We start from the raw sequence: 24,320 nt of genomic DNA, 5'->3' as shown, positions 1-24,320 counted from the left end.
GTGTGATGCGGGACAGCCACCGGGGGGAGGCCGAACGGATCTTGGTCCGGGCGGTCGAGGAGGAGGTCCGCAGGTCCGGCGGCCGTACCGACGGCGTGGTCCTCCTGGGCCGCGCCCGCGCCGCCCTGGACACGATGGCCCAGAACGCGGCGGAGGAGTACGAGGCGTACACCCGCGCACTGGACGAGTCGGAGGCCGGCCGCCTCACCTTCGGCCAGCGCTACGCGAAGGAGGGCTCCGGAACTCCCCTGTTGGTCGCGGCCGTGGCCGCCGGCACGGCGGTCGTCGCCGACCTCTCCTTCGGCGTCGACGCCGGCACCGCCGTGAGTACCGGCGTCATCGTCGGCGTCGCGAGCGCCGTGGCGACGGTCCTGAAGGTGACCGCCTCCCACCTCCCCGCCGCCCACCACCACGCGGGCGCCCTCGGCCAGCCCGGCGGCCCCGAGCAGCTGCGGCTGCAGTGGCTGACGGCGCTGGAAGTGCGCGGGATTCGCCCGTTCCTGGACCAGCAGCGCGTACTCACCGCGTCGACGGCGACGGCGAAGAAGAAGGCGCCCCAGCTGCGCGGCGCCGACAAGAGCGCGGCGGCGCGGCGGCGCAATGTGCTGGAGCAGTCCTTCGCCCAACTCCCGGAGACGGACGACCAGTTCGCGGGCCGACGGGACGAGATGGGGAAGATCCGTCAGTGGGTGCAGGCGGCGCGCGCCGAGACCGAGACCCGGCCCACGGTCGTCGTGCTGCACGGCCCGCCCGGCTCCGGTCGTACCGCCCTCGCCGTCCGAGCGACGCACGAGCTGCGGGACTACTTCCGCGGGGCCTGTGTCGTCGACCTGCGCGCCGACAGCCCGGAGGAGCCGCCGCTGTCCACCCGGGACGCGCTGATGCATCTGCTGAATCGTCTCGGCGCACCCCGTGACCAGCTTCTCTTCCGTGAGCGGACGTCCCAGGACCAGCAGGTCAAACGGCTGAGCGAGCTGTACCACCAGCATCTGACCGCCCTGCCGGTCACGATCGTCCTGGACGACGCCTCCGATCCCGAGCAGGTCCGCGTCCTGGTCCCCGAACGCTCCGACAGCCTCGTCCTCGTCACCGCCCGCGCCCCGCTCGCCCTCCCCGCCGACCTGCCCGCCTGGGTCCACCAGCTCCCGGTCGAGGCGCTCGACGGCGACGGCGCGCACGAACTGCTGAGCACGGCGGCGCAGGACGGGGCGGTGCTGTCGGCGGGGGCGGTCGCGGGCGCGGGCGCGGGGGCGGGGGCGGGGGTGTCATCGGGGGTGTCATCGGGGGCGCGATCCGCCTCGTACGACATCGAATCCGTCGCCCGGATCCGGCACCTGTGCGGCGGTCTGCCCCTCGCCCTGCGCATCGCCGGCTCGTCCCTGGGCCCGCGTACGCCCGGCCAACTGGCCACCGACCTCGGCGCGTACGGCCCGGTCGAGCCGATCGAACGGGCCCTGTGGCTGCGCTACACCGACCAGTCGGAGCCCTCCCGCCGTCTGCTGCGCCGCCTGGCCCTGGCGGGCCGCGCCTCCCTGGGCGCGGCGGCCGCCGCCTCCCTCCTCGCCACCGACGAGACGGAGGCGACCCGCCACCTCACCGCGCTCGCCCGCGCGGGCCTGATCGACCACGTCCACGGCAACCGCTACCGCCTGCACGACCTGGTCCGCGCCTTCGCCCACGCCCGCCTCCTCGACGAGGAGGAGCCGAGCGACCGTACGGCCGCGCAGGAGCGGCTGATCGTGACGTACGCGGATCTCGCCGACTCCGTCCTGCGCCTGGTCGACGGCAACATGTCGACCCGTTCGGACCGCTTCGGCCAGCACGGCTTCGTGTCGCTGGAGGAGGCGCTGCGCTGGCTGGACGACGAGACCAGCTTCATCACCTCCACGCTCCGGCACGCGGAGGGCGTGAACCAGGCGGCGGTCCTCAGCCTGCTCGGCGCCCTGTGCGACTACTGCCTGCTGCGCGGCGACCTCTACCGCCTCGGTGAGCTGAACGAACTGGCCCAGTCGGTGGACCAGGGGCTGCTGACCCGCTCGGTCCAGTGGCGTACGGGTATCGCGGCCCGTCAGCTGGGCGAGCTGGACAAGTCGCGTACGACGCTGGCGTCGGTGGTCAACCTGTACATGGAGACCAACCACGACGCGGGCGCCGCCCGGGCCCTGTGCTCCCTGGGCATCACCCTGCACCACCAGGGCAACCTGAGCGAGGCGGCGGCGAAGCTCCTGGAGGCCCTCCAGATGCAGGCGGTGCCCGAGCTGGCGGCGGACCGCGCCTGGACGATGCACGCCCTGGCGGCGGTGGAACGCGACCGTGCCCATCTGGCCGACTCGCTGGACCTGTTGACCCGTGCCCTGGTCATCCACCGCCAGCAGGAGTCCCTGCACGGCGAGGGCTGGGCCTACTTCCAGCTGGGCCAGTTGCTGCTGCGCATGGGCGAGATCCCGCGCGCGGAGAGCGAACTCCGCACGGCCCTGGACCTCTTCGGCCGTACCCGCGACGCCCGCGGGCAGGCCTGGTCGATGACCCAGCTCGCCCGCGCCCGCCTCGTCGCCGGCGACCCCTCGGCCGCCGTCGACGGTCTCCGTCAGGCCCTCTCCCGTCACCGCGACAACGAGGACGCCCGCGGCGAGGCCTGGACCGGCTACTACCTGGGCCAGGCCCTGGAGGAAACCGGCAACCTGGACCAGGCCGTGCGGGAGCTCGAGAAGTCGAGGACCATGTTCTCCCGTATGCGCGACGTCTACGGCCTGGCCTGCGCCCGTCACCACTCGGCCCGTGTCACCCGTGACCAACGAGCCGTCCAGACCGGCTCGCTCCGGAACTCCGGCTTCGCCCGTCAGCTCCTCGTCGACGCCCGCGCCGACTTCCAGCGCATCGGCGTGGCCCACGGCGAGGCCTGGACCTGCCTGGAACTGGCGGTGGTGGACGCGGGCAACAACCGCACCCCCCAGGCTCTGGCCCTGTGCGAGGAGGCGACCCGGCTCTTCACCTCATTCGGCGACCGCCGGGGCGAGGACTGGGCCCGCTTCCTGAAGTGCACGCTCCTGCCGTACGCGGCCCCCGGCGGCGTGGAGATCGGCACGGCCGTGGCCGAGGAGGAACTGGCCCACCTCTCCCGCACCGCCCACCCCCTGCGGGACGAGAAACTCGCCGAATACATCGAGGCGTATCAGCTGCTGCTGGAGCGGGGGGTGAACCTGGAGAGTGGCTGGCGGGCCTGGACCCTGGGCATGGTCCCGAACCGGCATGCCCGGGAGGTGATGGGGGTGCCGGTGACGGGCGGGGGGTGAGCGAGAGTTCGGGGCTGTCGTCCGCGACGACAGGGTGTGACCGCGTGGCACCTCGGCGGTGTCACGCGGTCATGCCGCCAAGCCGTCGCGTCGCCGCTCAGCGCTTCGCCGGTGTCGCCTTCCCGCCCGCCTCCGTCGCCGTCTCCTCGACGGAGGCGTCCGCGTCGGGCGACTCCTTGAAGTCGACCTTGCCCATGTGCTTGTTCATGGACTTCATCAGGCCCCAGACGGCCAGCGCCATCACCGCGAAGACGATGAAGCCGAGGACGCCGGGGGTGACCTTGTCCTTGTCCAGCTCCTTGGCGAGGGGGACGAGGTGTGTGACTGCCAGGCTTACGCTCATGCCTGGCATTGTCCCCCAGGGCTAGCGGATGCCCGCAAAGAGGTCGTCCTCGGGGAGCGAGGTGTCCACGAGGGACTTCGCGAGCTCGTACTCCTCGGTGGGCCAGACCTCCTTCTGGATGTCCATCGGAACCCGGAACCAGCCGCCGTCGGGGTCGATCTGCGTGGCGTGGGCGATGAGGGCCTTGTCACGGATCTCGTAGAAGTCCGCGCAGGGGACGTGAGTGGTGAGGGTGCGGTCCTTGTGGTCGGACTCGTCCCAGCGCTTGAGCCAGTCCCCGTACGGGGACTCCATGCCGCGCGCCAGCAGGGCGTTGTGCAGCGCCTCGGTGCGGGGGCGGTTGAAGCCCTGGTTGTAGTACAGCTTCTGCGGCTGGTACGCCGGGCCGTACTCGGCCTCGGGGTACTTCTCGGTGTCCGCCGCGCCCTCGAACGCCACCATCGAGATCTTGTGGGTCATGATGTGGTCGGGGTGCGGGTACCCGCCGTTCTCGTCGTAGGTGGTGATCACCTGGGGACGGAACGCGCGGATCTTCCGGACCAGCTCGCCGGCCGCCTTGTCGACGTCCTCCAGGGCGAAGCAGCCGTCGGGAAGGGGCGGGAGGGGGTCGCCCTCCGGGAGGCCGGAGTCGACGAAGCCGAGCCACTCCTGCTCGACGCCGAGGATCTCGCGGGCCTCGTCCATCTCCTTCTTGCGTACCTCGTGAATGTGCTCCTCGATGTACTTGTCGCCCTGCAGTTTCGGATTGAGGATGGAGCCGCGCTCCCCGCCCGTGCAGGTCACGACCAGCACGTCCACCCCCTCGGACACATACTTCGCCATGGTGGCCGCACCCTTGCTCGACTCGTCGTCGGGGTGCGCGTGCACGGCCATCAGTCGCAGCTGGTCAGTCAAGACTCATTCCCTCGTAAGTCGGCGCCCGGCCTGAACTTCGGTGACTCGGCCCGGCGCGATCCGGTGAGTCCATACTGCCGCCCCGCTCGGACACCCGTGGTGGGGCGGCCGTCAGGCGCTGGGCGGGGGGCTTCTATAGTGACGGCATCGGGGGGCGGGATATTCCCGGTCCAGAACCTGGACGCCCCTTCCGGGAGTCCGCGCCCGGCCCCTTTCCGAGAGGACGACCATGACGACGGTGAGCAGTCAGCTGCCCGAGGGCCGCTACGGCCGCTCCCCGGACGAGCGCGCCGACCGCAAGCTCAAGGTCATCGGCACCGTCCTGGGCGCCGCCCTCCTCGTCCTCATCGGCTGGTTCGCCTACCACTACGTCGCCGGCAACAAGATCAGCGTCGAGATCTACACCTTCGATACCTCGGCCTCCTCGGTGAAGGTGCACCTCAGGGGCGACAAGGACACCGGCGTCGAGGGCTACTGCACCGTCCGCTCCCAGGCCGAGGACGGCTCCGAGGTCGGACGCGCCGACTTCCACTTCGCCGCCGACACCACGGACATCGACGAGGTCGTCACCCTGAAGACGACGTCACGCGGCACCACGGCCGAACTGCTCGGCTGTCACGCCAACTGATCCCGGCCCCAGCCCCAGTCTCGGTCCCGGCCCCGGTCCCCCTACCCGGTGACGGACGGGGTCCGGCTGCCCCCGCAACGCGTCCCTCCCACACTCTCCCGCACGCCTGACCTGCGGCGACGTAATGCTTGTGGTTTATGTCCTCCCCCTTCCGCCACTGAATTGTTAGGCTCGTGGTTTCGCCCACTCGTGAAGGAACATTCTTCTGGGTAGGGCGATGCTTTGTATTCCCAGTACCTACGAGGAGCACCTGTGACCCAGACCAGCGAGAACGTCACCTGGCTGACCCAGGAGGCGTACAACCAGCTCAGGGCCGAGCTGGAGTACCTGTCTGGTCCTGCGCGCACGGAGATCGCCGCCAAGATCGCGGCCGCGCGCGAGGAGGGCGACCTGCGTGAGAACGGCGGGTACCACGCGGCCAAGGAAGAGCAGGGCAAGCAGGAGCTCCGTGTGCGCCAGCTGACCCAGCTCCTGGAGAACGCCAAGGTCGGCGAGGCGCCGGCGTCGGCGGACGGCGCGGTCGCGCCCGGCATGGTCGTGACGATCGCCTTCGACGGTGACGAGGACGACACCCTGACGTTCCTGCTCGCCTCCCGCGAGTACGCGAGCTCGGACATCGAGACCTACTCCCCCCAGTCCCCGCTGGGCTCGGGCGTGACGGGCAAGAAGGTCGGTGAGGACGCCCAGTACGAGCTGCCGAACGGCAAGTTCGCCTCGGTGCGGATCCTCAAGGCCGAGCCCTACCAGAGCTGAGCCGCACGGACCCATCCCTGCCTCGGACGAAGCCCCCGGCGCCCCCACGGTGCCGGGGGCTTCGTCAGGTCCGCTCCGGGGCACCGCGCACCCCGCACGGGTCGCCGCTCATGCCGTGGCCGAGCGGTACTTCCGTACGGACAGGGTCCGGAATATGACGATGATGAGGACCGAGTAGATCAGCGAGGCCCACACCGGGTGCTGCATGGGCCAGGCGTCCGACGGTGACACCCCCGGGTTGCCGAACAGCTCGCGGCAGGCCTGGACGGTGGCACTGAAGGGGTTCCAGTCGGCGACATGCCGCAGCCAGGGCGTCATACGGCTGGAGTCCACGAACGCGTTCGAGATGAACGTGACCGGGAAGAGCCAGATCAGTCCGCCGGAGGTGGCCGCCTCGGGAGTGCGCACCGAGAGGCCGATGAGCGCGCCGACCCAGGTGAACGCGTAGCCGAGAAGGAGCAGCAGGCCGAAGGCGCCGAGCACCTCGCCGAAGCTGGTGTGGGTGCGCCAGCCGACCAGCAGGGCGACCACGGCCAGCACCGCCAGGGTGAGCGCCGTCTGGACCAGGTCCGCGAGCGTCCGCCCGGTCAGTACGGCTCCGCGCGCCATGGGCAGCGAGCGGAAGCGGTCGATGAGCCCCTTGTGCATGTCGTCGGCGATGCCCGCGCCGGCCCCCGCGGTGGCGAAGGTGACGGTCTGGGCGAAGATGCCGGCCATCAGGAACTCGGTGTAGACACCGGAGTCCGTGGTGCCGCCGATGTTCATGGAACCGCCGAACACATAGGTGAACAGCACCACGAACATGATGGGCTGGATGAGCCCGAAGATCACCATCTCCGGGATTCTGGACATACGGATCAGATTGCGCTTGGCGACGACCAGGGAGTCCCGGACGGACCGGGTGATCGGGTTGCCGGACGGTGCGATCCGCGCGGCGCCGCTGACGACACTCACCTCGCGCCCTCCTTTCCGCGGCCCCGCCCCTTGCCGTCGGCGGCCTCGCCGCGCTGCTCGGCCTCGTCCTTCACCTCGGCGAGGTGTCCTGTCAGGGAGAGGAACACGTCGTCCAGGGTGGGGCGGCGCAGGCCGATGTCGTCGATCTCTATACCGCGGGTGTCCAGCTCGCGGATGACCTCGGCCAGCAGCTTGGCGCCACCGGTCACGGGCACGGTGAGCTGGCGCGTGTGCTCCTCCACGGTGGTCTCGCCCTTGCCGAAGCCGTTGAGCACCTCGACGGCGGCCGGGATGCGCTCGCGCTCGTGCACGACGACCTCGACGCGCTCGCCGCCGGTGCGGGCCTTGAGCTGGTCGGAGGTGCCGCGGGCGATGACACGGCCGTGGTCGACCACGGCGATGTCGTGGGCGAGGTGGTCGGCCTCTTCGAGGTACTGGGTGGTGAGCAGCAGGGTCGTACCGCCGGAGACCAGCTGTTTGATCACTTCCCACAGCTGCTGGCGGTTGCGCGGATCGAGGCCGGTGGTCGGCTCGTCCATGAACATCACCGGCGGCGACACCACGAGCGCGGCCGCCAGGTCGAGCCGGCGGCGCATACCGCCGGAGTAGGTCTTGGCGGGCCGGTCGGCGGCGTCGGCGAGGTGGAACTGCTCCAGCAGCTCGCCCGCGCGCACCTTCGCGGCCTTGGCCCGCATCTGGTAGAGCTGGCCGACCATCTGCAGGTTCTCCCGGCCCGTCAGATACTCGTCGACCGCGGCGAACTGGCCGGAGAGGCCGACCGAGCGGCGTACGGCGTCGGGGTCTTTCAGGACGTCGATGCCCGCGACCACGGCCTTGCCGCGGTCGGGCCGCAACAGGGTGGTGAGACATCGGACGGTGGTCGTCTTGCCCGCGCCGTTCGGCCCGAGCAGACCCAGGACGGTGCCCTCGGGAACATCGAGGTCGACTCCGTCCAAGGCCTTCACATCACCGAAGGTCTTCACCAGGCCTTCGGCGTGAATGGCGCCTGGCATGTGATTTCTCCACGTCTTTGGGGTTCCTTCGCAAAGCCTAGGTTTGTACTTTTTGTTCTGCCCGATGAGTGGCATGGGCCACATCCCGGGCGAGCGCGAGACACACCATAACGCGATGTATCGCGTCTCTCAATGGACTTTCCCGAACGAGTGACAAAGGCGTCCGGCCTCAGTCGATGACGGTGTAACCCGCCTCGCGGAGGGCGAGGTTGACCTCGGCGCAGTGCGTCGGACCCCTCGTCTCCAGGTGCAGTTCGACCTCCACCTCCGTGAGCCCGAGCCGGGGATCGGTCCGCACATGGCTCACGTCGAGGACATTAGCGTCCGCCTCTGACAACACCCCGAGAAGCGTCGCGAGGGCGCCGGGGCGGTCGGTCAGGCGGAGACGTACCTGCAGGTAGCGGCCGCCGGCGGCCATGCCGTGCCGCAGGATGCGCTGCATCAGCAGCGGGTCGACGTTGCCGCCGGAGAGCACCGCGACGACGGGGCCCTCGAAGGACCTCGGGTCCCGCAGCAGGGCCGCGACGGGGCTCGCGCCGGCCGGTTCCACGACCAGCTTGGCCCGCTCCAGGCAGAGCAGCAGAGCGCTGGAGAGGTTGTACTCGGAGACGGTGCGGACCTCGTCCACCAGGTCGGCGACGATCCCGAACGGCACGTCGCCGGGCCGTCCCACTTTGATGCCGTCGGCCATCGTCGCCGGGTTCTCCACCGCCACGGGCAGCCCGGCGGCGAGCGAGGGCGGGTACGCGGCCGCGCCCTCCGCCTGGACGCCGATGACCCGTACGTCCGGCCGCAGGGACTTCACCGCGACCGCGATGCCCGCCGCGAGCCCGCCCCCGCCGATCCCGACGACGATCGTGCGCACCTCGGGGCACTGCTCCAGGATCTCCAGGCCGACCGTGCCCTGACCCGCGATGACGTCAGGGTGGTCGAACGGGTGGATGAACACCGCGCCCGTCTCGGCCGCGTACTCCTGGGCCGCGGCCAGCGTCTCGTCGACCACCGTGCCGTGCAGGCGCACCTCGGCGCCGTACTCCTCGGTCGCGCTGATCTTCGGCAGCGGGGCGCCCTTCGGCATGAAGACCGTGGAGTGCACTCCGAGGAGGGAGGAGGCGAGGGCGACGCCCTGGGCGTGGTTACCGGCGCTCGCGGCGACGACACCGGCGGCGCGCTCCTCGGGCAGCAGGCCCGCTATACGGACATAGGCGCCGCGCAGCTTGAACGAGCCCGTCCGCTGGAGATTCTCGCATTTGAAGTGCACCGGCGCTCCGACGAGCTGCGAAAGATGCCTGCTGCCCTCCATCGCGGTGACACGTGAGACCCCCGTAAGCATCTTCTGTGCGCCTCGCACATCGTCGAGTGTCACCCGCGGAAAGGAGTCAGCCGTGCTGTAGCTCATGACCACCAGTCTCGCAGTTCACAGCGGTGGTACGCGGGTGTGACCAAGGCGCGGGACGGGTTTCACCGGCGCTGGTACACCCCGCGCCCGGTCCGCGTACTCTGTCCCCCAACCCAGCGCCTCACGCATGAATTGAGCCTTTGGCCATGCCCACAACACCTGAAATGTCGATGGACATGACGACCGTCGGTGACAACGGTCTTCTCGACACGCTGCAGCACGAGGTCGCGGTGTTCGCACGCCGTGCCGAACAGACCCGGCTCGGCGGCGTCGGGCAGGTGCGCAACTCCATGGACCGTGCCGCGTACCTGCTGCTCAACCGCCTCGACAACGAAGGTCCGATGGGCGTCAAGGCGCTCGCGGCGAGCATGGGGATCGACTCCTCGACGGTCACCCGTCAGGTGGCACCGCTCGTGGACACCGGTCTGGTCAAGCGCACATCGCACCCCGAGGACGGCCGTGCGGTGGTGCTCCAGTTGTCGCCGCGCGGGCTCTCCCGGCTTGAGGAGGTACGTTCCTCCAGGCGCCAGCTGATGGCCGAGCTCACCCAGGACTGGGCCCCTGAGGAGCGCGAGGCGTTCTGCTCCCTCCTCACGCGTTTCAACACCGCTCTCTCGGCCCGCATGGCGGCGGCCCCGGAGGCACCGGCCGCGTCCTGAGCGCCGATCGTCGTGGCACGCGCGCGTGCGCCTCGCCGCGCGGATACCGGGTACGCGGGTACGCGCACGCGCGTGCCGCCCGACTCACACATGTGCCGGCCGATCCACACGTCTGCCGCCCGACTCTTGACCGGACCCCCGCTCCTGGCCTCATATGAGACCGGGCCCTCGTCGTACGCGGCAGCCGCATCCTCACGCGGTGGACCGATCCGTACGCGGCCGGGGTCCCGTTCCCCTCAGGGTCGGCCTCAGGCGGGAGGCGCGGTGCGAGAACGGCATGTGGCCCAAGGCGCCCGCCGGGAGCGGGAGTTCGAGGCGTTCGTCGCGGGTGCGGCGGGGCGGCTGTTGCAGACCGCCACCCTGCTCACCGCGGAGCCGCCGGACGACAACCCGCGTGCGCGGCGGCTGCTGACCCATGCCCTCGCCCACACCTACGCCACCTGGGACCGCCTTCGCGGCGAGGACCCCTACGACCGGACCCGGCAGCAACTCGCCCTCCGCTTCGCGCGCGGGGCCTGGCACCACCACGCCCTCTTCCGCCCCGGCCCCGGCGGTGTCCTGGGCATCCTCAGCCCCCAGGAGCGGCTGATCCTCGTCCTCCGGCTCTACGAGGGTGTCGCCGAGGAACAGACGGCGGCGCTCCTCGGGCTGCCCGTCGAACGCGTACGGACGGTCTGTCTGCGCGCGATGGCGACCGTCCTGCATCCCCCGCGCGAGGCCGCCCCCGAGAAGAAGAAGGTGGTGGAGGTGGCACCGTCATGAGTCTGCGGAACCGCGAAGCGGCCGTACGGCGGATACTGGAGCGCGAGCCGGTGCGGGTGCCGCCCGACCTGTGCGCGGACGCGGTGCGGCGCGGTGGGCGCATGCTGCGGCGCCGGACGGCGGCCCGCCATCTGATGTGGCTGGTACTGCTGGCCGCCGTGGTCGCGTTCTTCGTGTGGGCGCTGACGGCCCGCCCCTGGGTGGAGCCGCCGTCGACGACGACTCCACCGGTGACGGGCTGGTGAGCGCCGGGCCGGGCCCGTCGGGCAGGGCCGCCTAGCCCAGGGCCTGCTGGAGGTCTTCCAGGAGGTCGTCGACGTTCTCGATGCCCACGGAGAGGCGTACGAGGTCGGCGGGGACCTCCAGGGCAGAGCCGGCCGCGGAGGCGTGCGTCATGCGTCCCGGGTGCTCGATCAGGGACTCGACGCCGCCGAGCGACTCGCCGAGGGTGAACACCTTGGCGCGGTCGCACACCTCGACGGCCGCTTCCTCGCCGCCGGTGACCTGGAACGACACCATGCCGCCGAACGCCTTCATCTGCTTGGCGGCGATCTCGTGGCCGGGGTGGTCGGGCAGGCCCGGGTAGAGCACACGGGACACGCGCGGGTGCCGGGTGAGCATGTCGGCGACCTTGGTGGCGTTCTCGCTGTGCCGGTCCATGCGGACGGCGAGCGTCTTGGTGCCGCGCAGCACCAGCCAGGAGTCGAAGGGTCCGGCGACGGCGCCCATCGCGTTCTGGTGGTACGCCAGTTCCTCGCCCAGGTCCTGGTCGCCGACGATCAGGGCACCGCCGACGACGTCGGAGTGGCCGCCCATGTACTTGGTGAGCGAGTGCACGACGACGTCCGCGCCGAGCGCGAGCGGCTGCTGGAGATACGGGGTGGCGAAGGTGTTGTCGACGACCAGCCTCGCGCCGGCCTCGCGGGCGACCTGGGCGACGGCCGCGATGTCGGTGATGCCGAGCAGCGGGTTGGAGGGGGTCTCCACCCAGACGGCCTTCGTCTTGGGGGTGATGGCGGCCCGTACGGCCGTGGGGTCGCCGGTGTCGGCGACGGACCAGTCCACGCCCCACCGGGAGACGACCTTCGCGAAGAGGCGGAACGTGCCGCCGTAGGCGTCGTTGGGGATGACCACGTGGTCGCCGGGGCTGAGCAGCGTGCGCAGCAGGCAGTCCTCGGCGGCCAGTCCGGACGCGAACGCGAGGCCTCGGCGGCCGCCCTCCAGTGCCGCGAGGTTCTCCTCCAGCGCGGTGCGCGTGGGGTTGGCGCTGCGGCTGTACTCGTAGCCGCCGCGCAGGCCTCCTACGCCGTCCTGCTTGTAGGTCGAGACCTGGTAGATCGGCGGGACGACCGCGCCGGTGAGGGGATCCGCGGTGTTGCCCGCGTGGATCGCGAGGGTCTCGAAGTGTTGGCTGGTGTGGGTGTCGCTCATGGCTCCCGAGCCTAAGCGGTCGGACGGGGTGGGGGGCGCCTTGTGGCTCGGGTACGACTGTGATCGGCGACTGCGGGCGCGTTGTGGCTGGTCACGCCCACGCGGCCGAGCCGCGCATGTCACAGCCCCGCCCCCTGGCCCTGCTGCGGTCAGGGAGTTATCCACAGGGCCCCGACCGGGTTGGGCAATTGTCGGCGGCTTCTGGAACCCTTGTCGCATGGAGATTCTCTGGGTCCTGATGGCGATGCTCATGATCGGGTTCGTGATGTGGCCGATCATGGCGCGTCGGCGGGCCGGTATTCAGCAGGTCGAGGCGGGGCATCCGGACGCGGCGGACCCGGCGAACTACGGGTTCGTGCGGCAGGAGCTGCTGGACGTGCGGATGCCTGGGCCGGACCAGGATCTGCTGGACGTGCTGGATGTGGTGCAGCGTTCGCAGGACTACCGGGCGGCGAAGCAGTTGCTGGCCGGTACGGAGGCGGACGGCGAGGTCCGGTGGCAGCGGGTGCAGGCGTTCGCGGGTGCGGCGGCGCTGGAGCTGGCGCAGCGGCCGGGCGGGGTGGGTGAGACGCCGGGCGGGCAGTGGCTGCGGGTGTGGCGCGCGGAGGCTCCCAAGGACGCGGGCGGCGCCGCGGTGCACGCGGAGTTCCTGGTGCAGCAGGCGTGGCGGACGTCGACGCCGGGCACGGACGACTTCCGGATCATCATGGAGGAGGCCAGATCGGCGTGCGGCGACGCGGCGCTGCTGGCCCCCGGCGACCCGATCCCGCACATCATCGAGCTGTCGGTGGCGCGCGGGCTGGCGTACTCCCGTGAGGAGTTCGAGCAGCTCTGGCTGAAGATCCTGGACCGGGCCCCGGCGCACATGGGGGCGCATCTGGCGGCCCTGCACTACTGGTGCGAGAAGTGGCACGGTTCGCGGGAGCTGGCGTACTCCTTCGCCGAGGCGGCCGCCGCCCGCGCCCCGCAGGGGTCTCTCCTCGCGGCCATGCCCCTCTTCGCGGTGTTCGAGCACCTGCCCGAGGTGAACCTGGTGCAGGGCTTCTACGAGAGCGAGGTCGTCACCAAGGCGGTCCACGGCGCCCTGTTCGCGGTGCACGCGGCCCGGCCCGACGACCCGATGCTGGCCCACGTCCGCCATCTGCTGATCTTCTTCCTGGTCCGCGGCGAGCGCTGGTCCGAGGCCATGAACCAGCTCGTCCACGTCGACGGCCACGTGGGCGCCCTCCCCTGGACCCTCACCTCCGACCCGGCCGCGGACTACGCGATATTCCGGGCTCTGGCGGTGGCGGGCTACGAGGCGAACGGGGGCAGCCCGGCAACGCTGCTGCACTGAGGCGCCCGGCGCCCCAGTAAGCCCTTGCAACCCCGCACACCCGTGCGAAATACTCCGCCCCTCACACCTCTTGGTCATGGACACGTCCTAGACCGCCCGGTATCACCGTTTAAATGATCGTTCGCGATCTTTCCCGTGGGGGGAACTCTGCCCAATGGGCGCGACCCTGCGCGCACTGCGCGCCCTCGTGCTGCTCGCCGGCTTCCATCTGCTCGGCGTGATCCTGCTCGCGGCGCTCGCCGGCGCCGACTACCTGCTCTATCTGCACGCCCCGTCCGGCGTCGCGGCCAAGCTGTACGTGGTCTCCGTACTGCTCGCGATCCCGCTGGTCCGCGGTCTGTTCATGCTGCGGACACCGAAGGGCGAGGAACCGCCGGGCCTGCCGGTGACGGAGGCCGACGAGCCCGAACTGTGGCGGACCGTACGGGAGCTGGCCGACCGGGTCGGCACCCGGGCGCCCGCCCGGATCGTCCTGACGGCCGACGTCAACGCCGCCGTCAGTGAGGACGCCCGGCTGCTCGGCCTGCTTCCCGGCACCCGCCGCCTCTACCTCGGCGTACCGCTGCTGCAGGGCCTGACCGAGGCGCAGCTGCGCGCGGTCCTCGCCCATGAGCTGGGCCACTACTCCAACGCCGACACCCGGCTCGCCGCGATCACCGTGCGCGGTCGGGCCCAGGTGCTGCGCACCATCCGGCACTTCGAGGAGCGGGCCGACAAGACCGCCGGACGCGAGCGGGCCCGGCAGGAGAAGAAGAACGCCAAGGCCGCGGCCAAGGGGAAGAGGACCAAGGAGGTCGACACCGGGCACGCGGGCATGACGTACCGCGTGATGGCGAAGATCTACATCGGCTACGCCAAGCTGTACATCCGCGCCACGCTCGCCGGTTCACGCCGCCAGGAGTACGCCGCCGACACCGCCGCCGCCCGGATCGCGGGGCGTGACGCCACCGCGTCGGCGCTGCGCGAGATACCGGCGCTGGACGCCGCGTTCGGCTTCTACATGAACGGCTACGCCACCCTGGGCTCCGAGGCGCGGCTGCTGCCGCCGCGTGGTGAGTTCTTCGGCGGCTACGGGCGGATGCTCTCCGCCCGCCAGCTCGAACTGGTCGGACTGCGCGCCGAGTTGCCCACCGAGCCCGCCTCGCCCTACGACTCGCACCCGCCCATCGCCGATCGTGTGGAGCGGATCGAGGCGCTGCCCGCCGACGGCCGCACGGACGAGGGCAAGGGCGCGGCGCTCGGTCTGCTCGCCGACCCGGAGCGGACCCTGGCGACGCTGGAGGACGCGGTCCTCACCGAGGACGTGCTGCGGTTCCGGCGCACCGGCGACTGGCAGGAGCTGCTCGACGGTTCGATGGCCGCGACCTTCGCCTCCCTCGACACCGCGCTGCACCGGGCGCTGGCGATGTACACCAAGGGCCACCCGTCCCTGCCCGCGCTGCTGAAGGTGATCGACGACGGTCAGCTGTGGCAGCTGGCCCGGCGGCTGCCACTGTCGGACCAGGCCGCCGAGGCGCAGGGGAGGGCCTTCCGGGAGTTCGTGCGGCCCGCGCTGGCGGACGCGCTGCAGGGCATGGTGCTGGCCGAGCTGAGCGCCCACGCCCGGCTGCGCTGGGAGTTCTCCTGGTCGGAGCCGGCGGCGGTGACTCTGCCGCCCGCGCCGGACGGCACCGAGACCGACCTCGGCGCCGCGATCGACGCGGCGGTCGCCGACCACCCGGACACCGGGCCGCTGCGCGCGCTGCTGCCCACGCCCCAAGGACCCGCCGCCCGAGAAACGGACGCCCCGCGATGACCGTACTGCTGTGGATACTGGCCGTGCTGGCGGTGCCGACGCTGCTGTTCGGCCTGTGGATCGCCGGAGTCTTCCTCAAGGAGTTCTTCCGCCCCAGTGGCGACACCGACCCGGACGTCGCCGAGGCCATGGGGCTGCTGCCGGCGGAGCGGCAAAACACCGAGCTCTCGGGCCCGCTCCCAGCCGGCCTGGAGTCGGCACTCGCCGCCGTGCGGGGCGGGGACTGGAAGGCGGCCGCCAAGCTGATGCAGGACTCGGGCCGGGACTGGGAGCGCCGGTCCTCGGCCGCGTATCTGCTGGCCGAGATCGCGGCCAAGGAGGACGACTGGCTGCTCGCCTGGGAGGCGGACCGCCCCGACGACCCGGACGCGGCCGTCGTCCGGGCCCGCAGCACGGTGATCCTGGCCTGGGATCTGCGCGGCGGGAAGCTGGCCAAGCACACGACCAGTGAGCAGTTCGGGGGCTTCCACCGGATGCTGGAACGTTCCCGCGAGGAGATCGGCCGGGCGGCGGCGCTCAACCCCGACGACCCGACGCCGTACATCACCGAGATCTGGGTCGCCCTCGGGCTCGGCTACCCGCACTCGGAGATGGACCGGCTGTGGGCGGAGATCACCGCGCGCGCCCCGCACCACTACGAGGCCCACTTCTCAGCGCTGCAGTACTGGTGTGCGAAGTGGCGGGGCTCGGAGAAGCTGGCGACGGAGTTCGCCGAGCGCGCGGCGGCGGACGCGCCGCTGGGCAGTCTGCTCACCGCCTTCCCGCTCATCGCGCACTTCGAGCACGACAAGTCGGACGACAACAGCGTGGAGCGTACGCCGAGGATGATCGGCCGGGTGGACGCCGGTCTCGCCGACGCCGCCGCGGCCGACCCGACCCACCCGCGCCTGCCCGAGCTGCGGCACCTCCTCGCGTACTACCTCTCCCTCCAGGACCGCGACGACGCCGCGCTCGAGCAGTTCAAGCTGGTCGACGGGTACGTCAACGCCCTGCCGTGGCGCTATCAGGGCGACGGAGAGGCTATGGCCGCGTTCTACTGCCGTATCCGGAACGCGTCGGCACAGGCGGTGGCGGCGGCGTCCTCGACGGACTGAGCGGCCGGCGCGCTCCCTCACGGGACGCCGTAGGAATTCGGGCGGTACCTGGAACGTTCTCCGGGTACCGCCCTCTCGTTCCGAGCTTCAAGGAGTAGGAGTCCCGATGCTCTTCGGCCGCACGCCCCAGCTGCCCACCCCCGAGCAGGCTCTGCGTGGCCGCGCCGAGCTGCCGTTCACCGTGCCCGACCGCCACACCGTGCTCGGCACGCCGCTCCTCGGCCCCTACCCCGAGCACCTGGAGACCGCCGACTTCGGCCTCGGCTGCTTCTGGGGCGCCGAGCGGAAGTTCTGGCAGCTCCCGGCGGGCGTGTGGACGACCCTCGTCGGCTACCAGGGCGGCTACACGGAGAACCCCACCTACGAAGAGGTCTGCTCCGGCCTGACGGGCCACACCGAGGCCGTCCGCGTGGTCTACGACCCCGCCCTGATCTCCTACGAGCGCCTCCTCCAGGTCTTCTGGGAGTCCCACAACCCGACGCAGGGCTACCGCCAGGGCAACGACGTGGGCACCCAGTACCGCTCCGCCGTCTACACCCACACCTCGGCCCAGGCCGCCGCGGCCGAGGCCTCCCGCGAGGCCTACCAGAAGGTCCTGACCGCCGCCGGCCACGGCGAGATCACCACCGAGATCCTCCCGGCGGAGGGCCGCACCTTCTACCCGGCCGAGGGCTATCACCAGCAGTACCTGGACAAGAACCCGGCGGGCTACTGCGGCATCGGCGGCACGGGGGTGTCCTGCCCGATCGGCGTGGCCAAGGCGGATGGCTGAGCCCGCCGAGCGTCTCCCGCCGGCTGTCTCCGCGACGCTGAAGGCGCTGCTGACCGGCGAGGACCCGGTCGGCACCGCGCTTCGCGCCCAGATCCCGTACGCGTATGTCGTCGGCGGGTGCGGATGCGGATGCGCGACGGTCGATCTCGCGGTGGACCGCGAGGCGGTGCCTCCGGCGCCGACCCGGAGCGACGGTTACGCCGTCGACGCCTGGTACGACACGCCGGACGACGCCGGGGTCATGGTCTTCACGAAAGGCGGCTACCTCTCGCTGCTGGAGATCTACTCCGCCGCCGAGCCGGTCACCGTGTGGCCGGCGCCGCGGTTCGTCGAGCGCGCGAGTCACTCGGGCCGAGGTTGAAGCGGCTCAGTGGTGCCCGCCCTGCGGTTCGAAGGTCGCCAGTAGCTGTTCCAGGGCCGCCTGGTCCGGGCCCATGAACGGTGGGGCGTCAGGGGCGGTGGCCAGGGTGTCGAGGAGGGCGCCGGTGATGCCGGCGGCCGGGGGGAGGTGGGTGGAGAGGACGAGGTCGGGCTTGCGGTCCTTGAGCGGCTGGAAGGTCGCCAGGTACTTGTCCATGTCCACCGTCTTGACCCAGGGGCTGTCCACCGTGGCCCAGAGGAGTTGGGCGTCGCGCAGATCGTCGACGGCGACGTCGCGGACGTCGTCGGCCTGGGCGAGGTCGGCCGTGGGGAGGGGCGCGCCGAAGCAGTCGGAGCTGAAGCAGACGCCGGAGTGGTCGTCGAAGAAACCGACGGTGGCGGGGTTGTCGAACAGGGGCGGGCGGAAGCCGGTGAGGGTGCGATCGCCTATGTCCATGGTCTCGCCGGGGTTCAGCAGATAGCAGCGGTCGAGGGGCAGTGGCCGTTCGCAGGAGAGGATTCCCGCGCCGATGAAGGTCGTCACCACACGTGCGTCGGGGGCCGCCGCCAGCAGGTCGAAGATCCCGCCCGTGTGGTCGCGGTCGGGGTGGGTGAGCCAGATCCAGCGCACGTCCGCCGGGTCCAGCACGGTACTGAGGGTCTCCACGAAGCTCCGGTCGGGCAGGCCCAGGCCGGTGTCGATCACGACCGGCTGGGCGCCCAGCAACACGAAGGCGTTCACGGGGATGTGGCCGATCCCCGGAACCTCCAGGCTGTCGGCCAGCACGCTGATGTCCGGGCGGACCCTGTGGACCGTGCCCGGTCGGACCTTTTGAAGGGGCATGTCGCTCACACCTCTGAAGCCCCCCGGATGGTGATCGCGCACGGCCGCCTGCCTCTCCCCACTCCATCGTCCGACCGCCCCGCCGCCCCCGCATCCGGGCAACGTGCGCCTGCGCCGGCCCCGCACCCGGGCAACTACGCCTGCGCCGGCCCCGCCTCCGGCAAACCCGTACGGCTGCGCCCCTCCCCTCCGGCAAAGCCGTACCGCTGCCGCCCCTACCCTCCGGGCACCCGCACCGCCGCCATTGCTTCCGCATCCGGGCAACCCCATGCCTGTGCCGCCCCGCATCCGGGCAACCCGTGCCGCCGACGCCACAGCGTCCGGGCAGCCCGCACCTGTGCCGCCCCGCATTCGAGCAACCCGTGCCTGTGCCGCCGGTGCCGCCACCACATCCGGGCACCCCGTGCCGCCGCCACTGCCCCCGCCCCCGCCGCGCGGGATAGCGTCACAGCATGTGTGTTTCCCTTGCTCCGGCCGAGTTCTCCGGCACCACCCTGTACTGCGGGCGGCTGCGGCACGTCGAGCACGGGCTGATTCATGTCCTCGGCTACCAGAACACCGCCCAGAACCTCACCGACGGCCCGAACGCCATGCTCCTGCACCTGCCCACACAGGGCATGAGCCGTCACAACTTCCTCTCCGTGGGCCGCAGTTCCGATCTGCTGGAGCGGATGGTGGACGCCGTACGCCCGGTGTCCGTGGCGGCGGTCCAGGACTCGATCGCCTGGATGGGGTGGGGCGACCGGCCGGCCGTCGAGGTGTTCGAGCACGACGTGTACACCGTCGTCCTCGCCCGTGACCCGCGCGCCGTACCGGCGGCCCTCACCGAGGTCCCGGAACGGAAACGGCCGATCCTCGCCCCGGAGTTGTTCGCGTTCTACGCGGAGCGCTACCCCGCCCACGCCATCGCCGTCTGCTGCTTCGACAACGCGCAGGCGGCACAGGCGAAGCCGCTGCTCATGTGGTACCCGCCGCTCGACCCCGAACTGCTCACCCTGCCCGCGCTCGACTGCCACACCGGGGGCGTGCCCGACCTCGACTCCCCCGTCCCCGTGGACCATTGGGTGGTTCTCGGCACGGACGAGGCCCCGCCCGACTGGGGCGCCCCCGTCGCGTACGACCCCGCCATGCGCCACCGCCTGCGCGCGTACCTGCCCGGCACGGTCGTCGGACGGCACTTCGACGGCACCCTGCCCAACGGCGACTTCGCGATCAGCCACGCCGACCTGTTGACGGGGGATGTGGAGCGCCTGACCAGGCTCCAGCCGCAGCCGTAGTGAAGCCCCGCCCTGGTGCGACCCGGTGCGCCCCGCCCTCAGGCCCCGCTTCCGTACGGCCTGGTGATGATCTCCAGGTTGTGGCCGTTCGGGTCGTCGAAGTACGCGCCGCGGCCCCCGTCGTTGTAATTGATCTCCATGGTCCGGCGGTGGAAGGGATCGGCCCAGTAGGTGAGGCCGGCCGCCTCGATGCGGGCGAAGATCTCGTCGAACTCGTCCTCCGTGACCAGGAAGGCGTAGTGCTGGGGCGTGATGGGGTCGGGCGAGTCCATGTAGTCGAGGGTCACGCCGTTGGGGATCTCGACGGGGACGAACGGGCCGTACCGGGGGCTCACCTCCAGCCCCAGGATGTCGGCCAGGAACCGGGCCGAGGCCTGCTTGTCATGTGCGGCGACGATCGTGTGGTTCAGCGCGACGGGCATCGCGGACACCTCCCCGTACGTCTTCATGACCGGCGTTCTCCACGCTACTCGGGGCCGCTCAAGGGCTGCGCCCCTTCAGCCCTCAGCCGCGGGTTTGTGGGGGTTGATCGCGCAGTTCCCCGCGCCCCTGAAGGAGCGCGGGGAACTGCGCGGGAAGCCCCCACTCAGCCTCAGCCGAACAGCCGGCCTTCTCAGATCGTCGACGTGTCGATCACGAAGCGGTAGCGGACGTCGCTCGCCAGCACCCGCTCGTACGCCTCGTTGATCTGGTCGGCGCGGATGAGTTCGATCTCGGCGCCGAGGCCGTGCGCGGCGCAGAAGTCGAGCATCTCCTGGGTTTCCTGGATGCCGCCGATGCCGGAGCCCGCGAGGGTCTTGCGGCCGGCGATCACCGAGAAGAGGTTGAGGGCGACGGGCTCCTCGGGCGCGCCGACGTTCACGAAGGCGCCGTCGGTCTTCAGCAACGCCAAGTACGCGTCCAGGCTCAGCGGGGCCGAGACCGTGGAGAGGATGAGGTCGAACGTGCCGGCCAGCTCCTTGAACGTGGCCTCGTCGCTGGTCGCGTAGTAGTGGTCGGCGCCCAGCTTCAACCCGTCGTCCTTCTTGCGGAGGGACTGCGAGAGGACGGTCACCTCGGCGCCGAGCGCGTGCGCGAGCTTGACGCCCATGTGCCCGAGACCGCCGAGACCGACGACGGCGATCTTCTTGCCGGGGCCGGCGTTCCAGTGCTTGAGCGGGGAGTACGTGGTGATGCCGGCGCACAGCAGGGGCGCGGCCTCGTCGAGGGCGATGCCGTCGGGGATGCGCAGGGTGAAGGCCTCGTCGACGACGACCTTCTCCGAGTAGCCGCCGTAGGTCGGCTCGCCGTCCTTGCCGATGGCGTTGTACGTGCCGACGTTGCCCTTGAGGCAGTACTGCTCCAGGCCCGCCTGGCAGTTCTCGCACTCGCGGCAGGAGTCGACCATGCAGCCGACGCCCACCTTGTCACCCACGGCGAACTTGGTGACGCCGGAGCCGACGGCCTCGACGACACCGGCGATCTCGTGGCCGGGGACCATCGGGAAGATCGCCTCGCCCCAGCCCTCGCGGGCCTGGTGGATGTCCGAGTGGCAGATACCGGCGTACTTGATGTCGATCAGAACGTCGTACTCACCGACTTCGCGGCGCTCGATGGTGGTGCGCTCCAGCGGAGCCTTGGCGGCGGGCGCCGCATAGGCGGCAACAGTGGTGGTCATGCCGGGATTCTCCTGATCGTCGTCCCGCATCCGGCCTGCCTTCCGGCCGGCTGCGGATACCAGCCTGCCCGAAGTCACAGGCTTCACCCAGGCCACGGCTTTGCGTACGTCCGCCGGTCCTACCACTGGCGGGGTCAGGCTCATGGGCGTACGACCAGGAATACTTGCCGTATGGACGAACAGCCCGAAGCCATACAGGAGCCGCCCTTCGGCGACGCCGGAGCCGCCGGCGCGCTGGACCGGCGTGCCGAGCTCAGCGAGTTCCTGCGCACCCGGCGGGCGCGGCTGAAGCCGGAGGACGTCGGGCTGCCCACCTTCGGGCGGCACCGTCGCGTGCCCGGGCTGCGCCGGGAGGAGCTGGCGCAGCTCGCGGGTGTGTCGGTGGCGTACTACACGAGGCTGGAGCAGGGCAACGGGCGCAACGTGTCGGCGGAGGTGCTCGACTCCATCGCGCGCGCCCTCCGGCTGAACGACGCCGAGCACGCCCACCTCACGCACCTGGCGAAGCCGAAGGTCCACAAGAAGAAGCGGTCGGCCCGTCCGCAGCAGGTGCGGGGCGCCCTGCGGCAGCTGATCGACGCCCTGGACGGCGTCCCTGCGTACGTCACGGGCCGGCGCTCGGACATCCTCGTCTGGAACCGGATGGCGGCGGCGGTGTTCGGCGACTGGTCGGAGCTGCCGGCGCCGGAGCGGAACTGGGCGCGGATGGTGTTCCTGCGGCCCGAGTACCGGGATCTGTACGTCGAATGGGACCAGAAGGCGGCCGACATCGTCAGCTACCTGCGGATGGACGCGGGCTGCCATCCGGACGATCCGCTGCTGTCGGCGCTCGTCGGCGAGTTGTCGGTGAAGAGCGCGGAGTTCCGGCGGCTGTGGGCGACGCACGACGTGAAGGAGAAGAGCCACGGGGTGAAGCGCATGCGTCACCCTCTGGTCGGAGAACTCACCCTCTCCTTCGAGACGTTGCACCTGCCCGACGATCACGAGCAGAGCCTGATCACCTACCATGCCGAGCCGGGCTCCCCCTCCGCCGACGCCCTGCGCCTGCTGGCCAGCTGGGGCACGGACGCGACCCGCGCGCCGACGGCGACGCCGTAGCGGAACGGCCCGCCGGGCCTGCCGCCGGGCGTCCGTGACCGCTTCGGATGTACGTCCCTTCCGGCACCCGCGGTTCGACCGTGCCGTCCTTGTCGTACGGCGTGAACCACTCACCCTCGGCCGACCCGGTGATACCGGTGAGGTCGAGCATGTGGTCGACGGCGGGCTTGCCGCGAGCGACGGGACGACCGCCACCGGGGTCGAGGTTCTTGCGGTCGAGCTCCTTGAGGTCGAGGTCCGCCACGGTCGTGTCGGTCGCGCGCCCGGATATCGCGGACGCCGGGTCGGTCGATCCCGCCGTCAGCGCCACGGCAGACGCCAGGGCGATCGTGGCGGTGCACACGCTTCTCGTATGTCTGCGCAGATCTCCCCCTTGGTCCGGCCAGGGGACGTTCCGCACACATACGTGTCAATTCCCCCCGGTCTACGCAGTATGACCGGGAGTCAACTGGTGCCACATGCCTCGCGCGACCCGCACACGCCCCGAACTCCACACCGACGCGCGAGGAGGGTGCTGCTGCCGGAGGCGGAAAACAGCGATGCCGCCCCGGGCGGGGGCGGCATCGTGTCTCAGAGCTGACGGTGGATCAGACCGCCGAGCCGGCCTTCCAGTCGGCCCAGCTCAGGTTCCAGCCGTTGAGGCCATTGTCCGGGGCGACCGTCTTGTCACCGGTGTTCCGGATGTCCACGACGTCACCGACGATCGAGTTGTTGTAGAACCAGTAGCCCGCCGTGCCCTTGTCGTTGGCACCCTTGGTGTCGTTCAGACCGACACAGCCGTGACTGGTGTTGACGTTGCCGAAGACGGAGTCGGCACCCCAGTAGTTGCCGTGGATGAACGTCCCGGAGGTGGTGAGACGGATGGCGTGCGGCACGTCCTTGATGTCGTACTCGCCCTTGCCGTCGTCGTCGGTGAAGCCCACGGTCGCGCCGTTCATGCGCGTCTCCTTGAACTTCTCCGACATCACCATGACGCCCTGGTACGTCTTGTTCTCGGGCGAGCCGGCGGAGATCGGGATGGTCTTGATGACCTTGCCGTCCTGCATGACCTTCATCTGCTTGGTCTTGGCGTCGACGACCGAGACCTGGTTGCGGCCGATCTTGAAGGACACCGTCTTCTGCTGCACACCGTAGACACCCTCGGCGCCCTCGACCCCGTCGAGCGCGAGCTTCAGGGTGACGGTGGAGCCCTCCTGCCAGTAGTCCTCGGGCCGGAAGTCGAGGCGGTTGGCGTTGAACCAGTGCCCGACGACCTCCTGGCCGGAGCTGGTGGAGACGGTGATCCCCTTCTGGACGGCGGCCTTGTCGGTGATCGCCTTGTCGAAGTTGATCGAGACCGGCATACCGACGCCGACGGTGGAGCCGTCCTCGGGCGTGAAGTTGCCGATGAAGCTGTTGGCGGGCGAGACCGTGGTGAACGCCGCGTTCTCGTGGGCCTCACGGCCCTCGGAGTCCTGCGCGGCGGCGCTGATCTTGTAACTGGTGGACCGCTCCAACTGCACGCTGGGCGCCCAGGTCTTCTTGTCCGCGGATATCTCGCCCTCGACCGCGGTGCCCTCGGAGGTGGTCATCTTCACCTCGGTGAGCGTGCCCTTGCTCACGGTGACCTTGGCCGAGTTGTTGATGGAGGCGTTGCCCGAGCCGTCCTTCGGCGTGATCTCGATGTCCGCCTCGGAGGTCTTCTTGGCCGCGGCCTCGTCGACCTTGGACTGCGAGGAGTCCCCGCCGTCGCTCCCGGACGCGTTGTCGCCGTCGCCTCCGCTGCACGCAGAGAGCACCAGCACCCCGCCGAGCAGTGCGGACGCGACCGACAGGCCCCTGCGCCGCTTACTGTTCGTCATCACACGCTTCTCCATCGTTGCCGAATCCCCAAAACCCGAAGATCCCCGTAAGCACTTAAACACCACTACGGCACCGAGCCGTTCCGTCAGTCACGGATATGTGGGATACGCCACTCC

The 24,320-nt window shown here is 70.6% G+C and carries 23 protein-coding genes; 13 read left to right on the top strand and 10 right to left on the bottom strand.

All coding sequences use genetic code 11. The features are described 5' to 3' along the window. The first annotated feature begins 5 nt into the window (after positions 1 to 5). Complete coding sequence (locus tag ACWD26_RS39925; protein WP_451277949.1) at positions 6 to 3,293, top strand: tetratricopeptide repeat protein; 3,288 nt, start codon at positions 6 to 8, stop codon at positions 3,291 to 3,293. A gap of 97 nt (positions 3,294 to 3,390) precedes the next feature. Here ACWD26_RS39925 and ACWD26_RS39920 read toward each other — a convergent pair whose 3' ends face one another. Beyond that, positions 3,391 to 3,636: a hypothetical protein gene (locus tag ACWD26_RS39920; RefSeq protein WP_451277947.1), complete on the bottom strand. Its 246-nt coding sequence runs from the start codon at positions 3,634 to 3,636 to the stop codon at positions 3,391 to 3,393. Positions 3,637 to 3,657: 21 nt separating this feature from the next. Beyond that, the gene (gene mca, locus ACWD26_RS39915) at positions 3,658 to 4,530 is read right to left on the bottom strand and encodes a mycothiol conjugate amidase Mca (RefSeq protein WP_451277945.1); all 873 of its coding nucleotides are present in this window, start codon (positions 4,528 to 4,530) and stop codon (positions 3,658 to 3,660) included. A gap of 229 nt (positions 4,531 to 4,759) precedes the next feature. Between mca and ACWD26_RS39910 the strand changes: the two genes are divergently transcribed. Then, positions 4,760 to 5,158 carry a DUF4307 domain-containing protein gene (locus ACWD26_RS39910; protein ID WP_451277943.1) on the top strand — a complete coding sequence of 133 codons (399 nt, stop codon included), beginning with the start codon at positions 4,760 to 4,762 and terminating at the stop codon, positions 5,156 to 5,158. Between the two features lie 252 nt (positions 5,159 to 5,410). Next, positions 5,411 to 5,911, top strand: a complete 501-nt coding sequence (greA, locus tag ACWD26_RS39905; protein ID WP_451277941.1) for a transcription elongation factor GreA — start codon at positions 5,411 to 5,413, stop codon at positions 5,909 to 5,911. Positions 5,912 to 6,019: 108 nt separating this feature from the next. On the opposite strand, the gene ACWD26_RS39900 is transcribed toward greA, so the two are convergent. The 3 genes from ACWD26_RS39900 to ilvA all read right to left on the bottom strand — a co-directional run bounded on the left by ACWD26_RS39900 (position 6,020) and on the right by ilvA (position 9,277). Then, positions 6,020 to 6,865 carry an ABC transporter permease gene (locus tag ACWD26_RS39900; RefSeq protein ID WP_451277939.1) on the bottom strand — a complete coding sequence of 282 codons (846 nt, stop codon included), beginning with the start codon at positions 6,863 to 6,865 and terminating at the stop codon, positions 6,020 to 6,022. Beyond that, a complete protein-coding gene (locus ACWD26_RS39895; protein ID WP_451277937.1) occupies positions 6,862 to 7,878 on the bottom strand; it encodes an ATP-binding cassette domain-containing protein in 1,017 nt (338 codons plus the stop codon). The genes ACWD26_RS39900 and ACWD26_RS39895 overlap by 4 nt, the downstream gene beginning before the upstream one ends. A 169-nt stretch (positions 7,879 to 8,047) precedes the next feature. Continuing rightward, entirely contained in the window at positions 8,048 to 9,277 is a 1,230-nt protein-coding gene (gene ilvA / locus ACWD26_RS39890; RefSeq protein ID WP_451277935.1) for a threonine ammonia-lyase, read from the bottom strand. Positions 9,278 to 9,441: 164 nt separating this feature from the next. Here ilvA and ACWD26_RS39885 point away from each other — a divergent pair, with 164 nt between their 5' ends. The 3 genes from ACWD26_RS39885 (at position 9,442) to ACWD26_RS39875 (ending at position 10,943) form a co-directional block, all read left to right on the top strand. Then, the gene (locus ACWD26_RS39885) at positions 9,442 to 9,936 is read left to right on the top strand and encodes a MarR family winged helix-turn-helix transcriptional regulator (RefSeq protein ID WP_451277971.1); all 495 of its coding nucleotides are present in this window, start codon (positions 9,442 to 9,444) and stop codon (positions 9,934 to 9,936) included. A 264-nt stretch (positions 9,937 to 10,200) separates the two neighbouring features. Then, complete coding sequence (locus ACWD26_RS39880) at positions 10,201 to 10,698, top strand: sigma factor-like helix-turn-helix DNA-binding protein (protein WP_451277933.1); 498 nt, start codon at positions 10,201 to 10,203, stop codon at positions 10,696 to 10,698. After that, entirely contained in the window at positions 10,695 to 10,943 is a 249-nt protein-coding gene (locus ACWD26_RS39875; RefSeq protein ID WP_451277931.1) for a hypothetical protein, read from the top strand. The genes ACWD26_RS39880 and ACWD26_RS39875 overlap by 4 nt, the downstream gene beginning before the upstream one ends. 31 nt (positions 10,944 to 10,974) lie before the next feature. Here the strand turns inward: ACWD26_RS39875 and ACWD26_RS39870 are convergent, their stop codons facing one another. Further along, a complete protein-coding gene (locus ACWD26_RS39870; RefSeq protein WP_451277929.1) occupies positions 10,975 to 12,129 on the bottom strand; it encodes a cystathionine gamma-synthase in 1,155 nt (384 codons plus the stop codon). Positions 12,130 to 12,346: 217 nt separating this feature from the next. Between ACWD26_RS39870 and ACWD26_RS39865 the strand changes: the two genes are divergently transcribed. From ACWD26_RS39865 to ACWD26_RS39845, 5 genes are all read left to right on the top strand, one after another. Beyond that, entirely contained in the window at positions 12,347 to 13,465 is a 1,119-nt protein-coding gene (locus ACWD26_RS39865; RefSeq protein ID WP_451277927.1) for a hypothetical protein, read from the top strand. Between the two features lie 154 nt (positions 13,466 to 13,619). Further along, the gene (locus ACWD26_RS39860) at positions 13,620 to 15,260 is read left to right on the top strand and encodes a M48 family metalloprotease (RefSeq protein ID WP_451277925.1); all 1,641 of its coding nucleotides are present in this window, start codon (positions 13,620 to 13,622) and stop codon (positions 15,258 to 15,260) included. After that, complete coding sequence (locus ACWD26_RS39855; protein ID WP_451277923.1) at positions 15,257 to 16,354, top strand: hypothetical protein; 1,098 nt, start codon at positions 15,257 to 15,259, stop codon at positions 16,352 to 16,354. The genes ACWD26_RS39860 and ACWD26_RS39855 overlap by 4 nt, the downstream gene beginning before the upstream one ends. 106 nt (positions 16,355 to 16,460) lie before the next feature. Beyond that, positions 16,461 to 17,126, top strand: a complete 666-nt coding sequence (gene msrA, locus ACWD26_RS39850) for a peptide-methionine (S)-S-oxide reductase MsrA (protein WP_451277921.1) — start codon at positions 16,461 to 16,463, stop codon at positions 17,124 to 17,126. Beyond that, positions 17,119 to 17,487 carry a hypothetical protein gene (locus ACWD26_RS39845; protein WP_451277919.1) on the top strand — a complete coding sequence of 123 codons (369 nt, stop codon included), beginning with the start codon at positions 17,119 to 17,121 and terminating at the stop codon, positions 17,485 to 17,487. Before msrA ends, ACWD26_RS39845 begins: the two co-directional genes overlap by 8 nt. 6 nt (positions 17,488 to 17,493) lie before the next feature. Here the strand turns inward: ACWD26_RS39845 and ACWD26_RS39840 are convergent, their stop codons facing one another. Further along, positions 17,494 to 18,330, bottom strand: a complete 837-nt coding sequence (locus ACWD26_RS39840) for an MBL fold metallo-hydrolase (protein WP_451277917.1) — start codon at positions 18,328 to 18,330, stop codon at positions 17,494 to 17,496. 452 nt (positions 18,331 to 18,782) lie between these two features. On the opposite strand from ACWD26_RS39840, the gene ACWD26_RS39835 reads away from it, so the two are divergent. After that, positions 18,783 to 19,607, top strand: coding sequence for a hypothetical protein (locus tag ACWD26_RS39835; protein ID WP_451277915.1), 825 nt, complete (start codon positions 18,783 to 18,785; stop codon positions 19,605 to 19,607). Positions 19,608 to 19,645: 38 nt separating this feature from the next. Here ACWD26_RS39835 and ACWD26_RS39830 read toward each other — a convergent pair whose 3' ends face one another. Beyond that, positions 19,646 to 20,029 carry a VOC family protein gene (locus ACWD26_RS39830; protein WP_451277969.1) on the bottom strand — a complete coding sequence of 128 codons (384 nt, stop codon included), beginning with the start codon at positions 20,027 to 20,029 and terminating at the stop codon, positions 19,646 to 19,648. Between the two features lie 191 nt (positions 20,030 to 20,220). Beyond that, entirely contained in the window at positions 20,221 to 21,264 is a 1,044-nt protein-coding gene (locus ACWD26_RS39825) for an NAD(P)-dependent alcohol dehydrogenase (RefSeq protein ID WP_451277913.1), read from the bottom strand. A 171-nt stretch (positions 21,265 to 21,435) separates the two neighbouring features. Here ACWD26_RS39825 and ACWD26_RS39820 point away from each other — a divergent pair, with 171 nt between their 5' ends. After that, positions 21,436 to 22,362, top strand: coding sequence for a helix-turn-helix domain-containing protein (locus ACWD26_RS39820; RefSeq protein ID WP_451277911.1), 927 nt, complete (start codon positions 21,436 to 21,438; stop codon positions 22,360 to 22,362). A gap of 587 nt (positions 22,363 to 22,949) precedes the next feature. Here ACWD26_RS39820 and ACWD26_RS39815 read toward each other — a convergent pair. Continuing rightward, a complete protein-coding gene (locus tag ACWD26_RS39815) occupies positions 22,950 to 24,203 on the bottom strand; it encodes an Ig-like domain-containing protein (protein WP_451277909.1) in 1,254 nt (417 codons plus the stop codon). Positions 24,204 to 24,320 lie beyond the last annotated feature (117 nt).

The sequence above is a fragment of the Streptomyces sp. NPDC002787 genome, from assembly GCF_053592095.1.
Note: the sequence above shows the minus strand (reverse complement) of the source record. Positions and strands in the feature narration are given on the sequence as shown.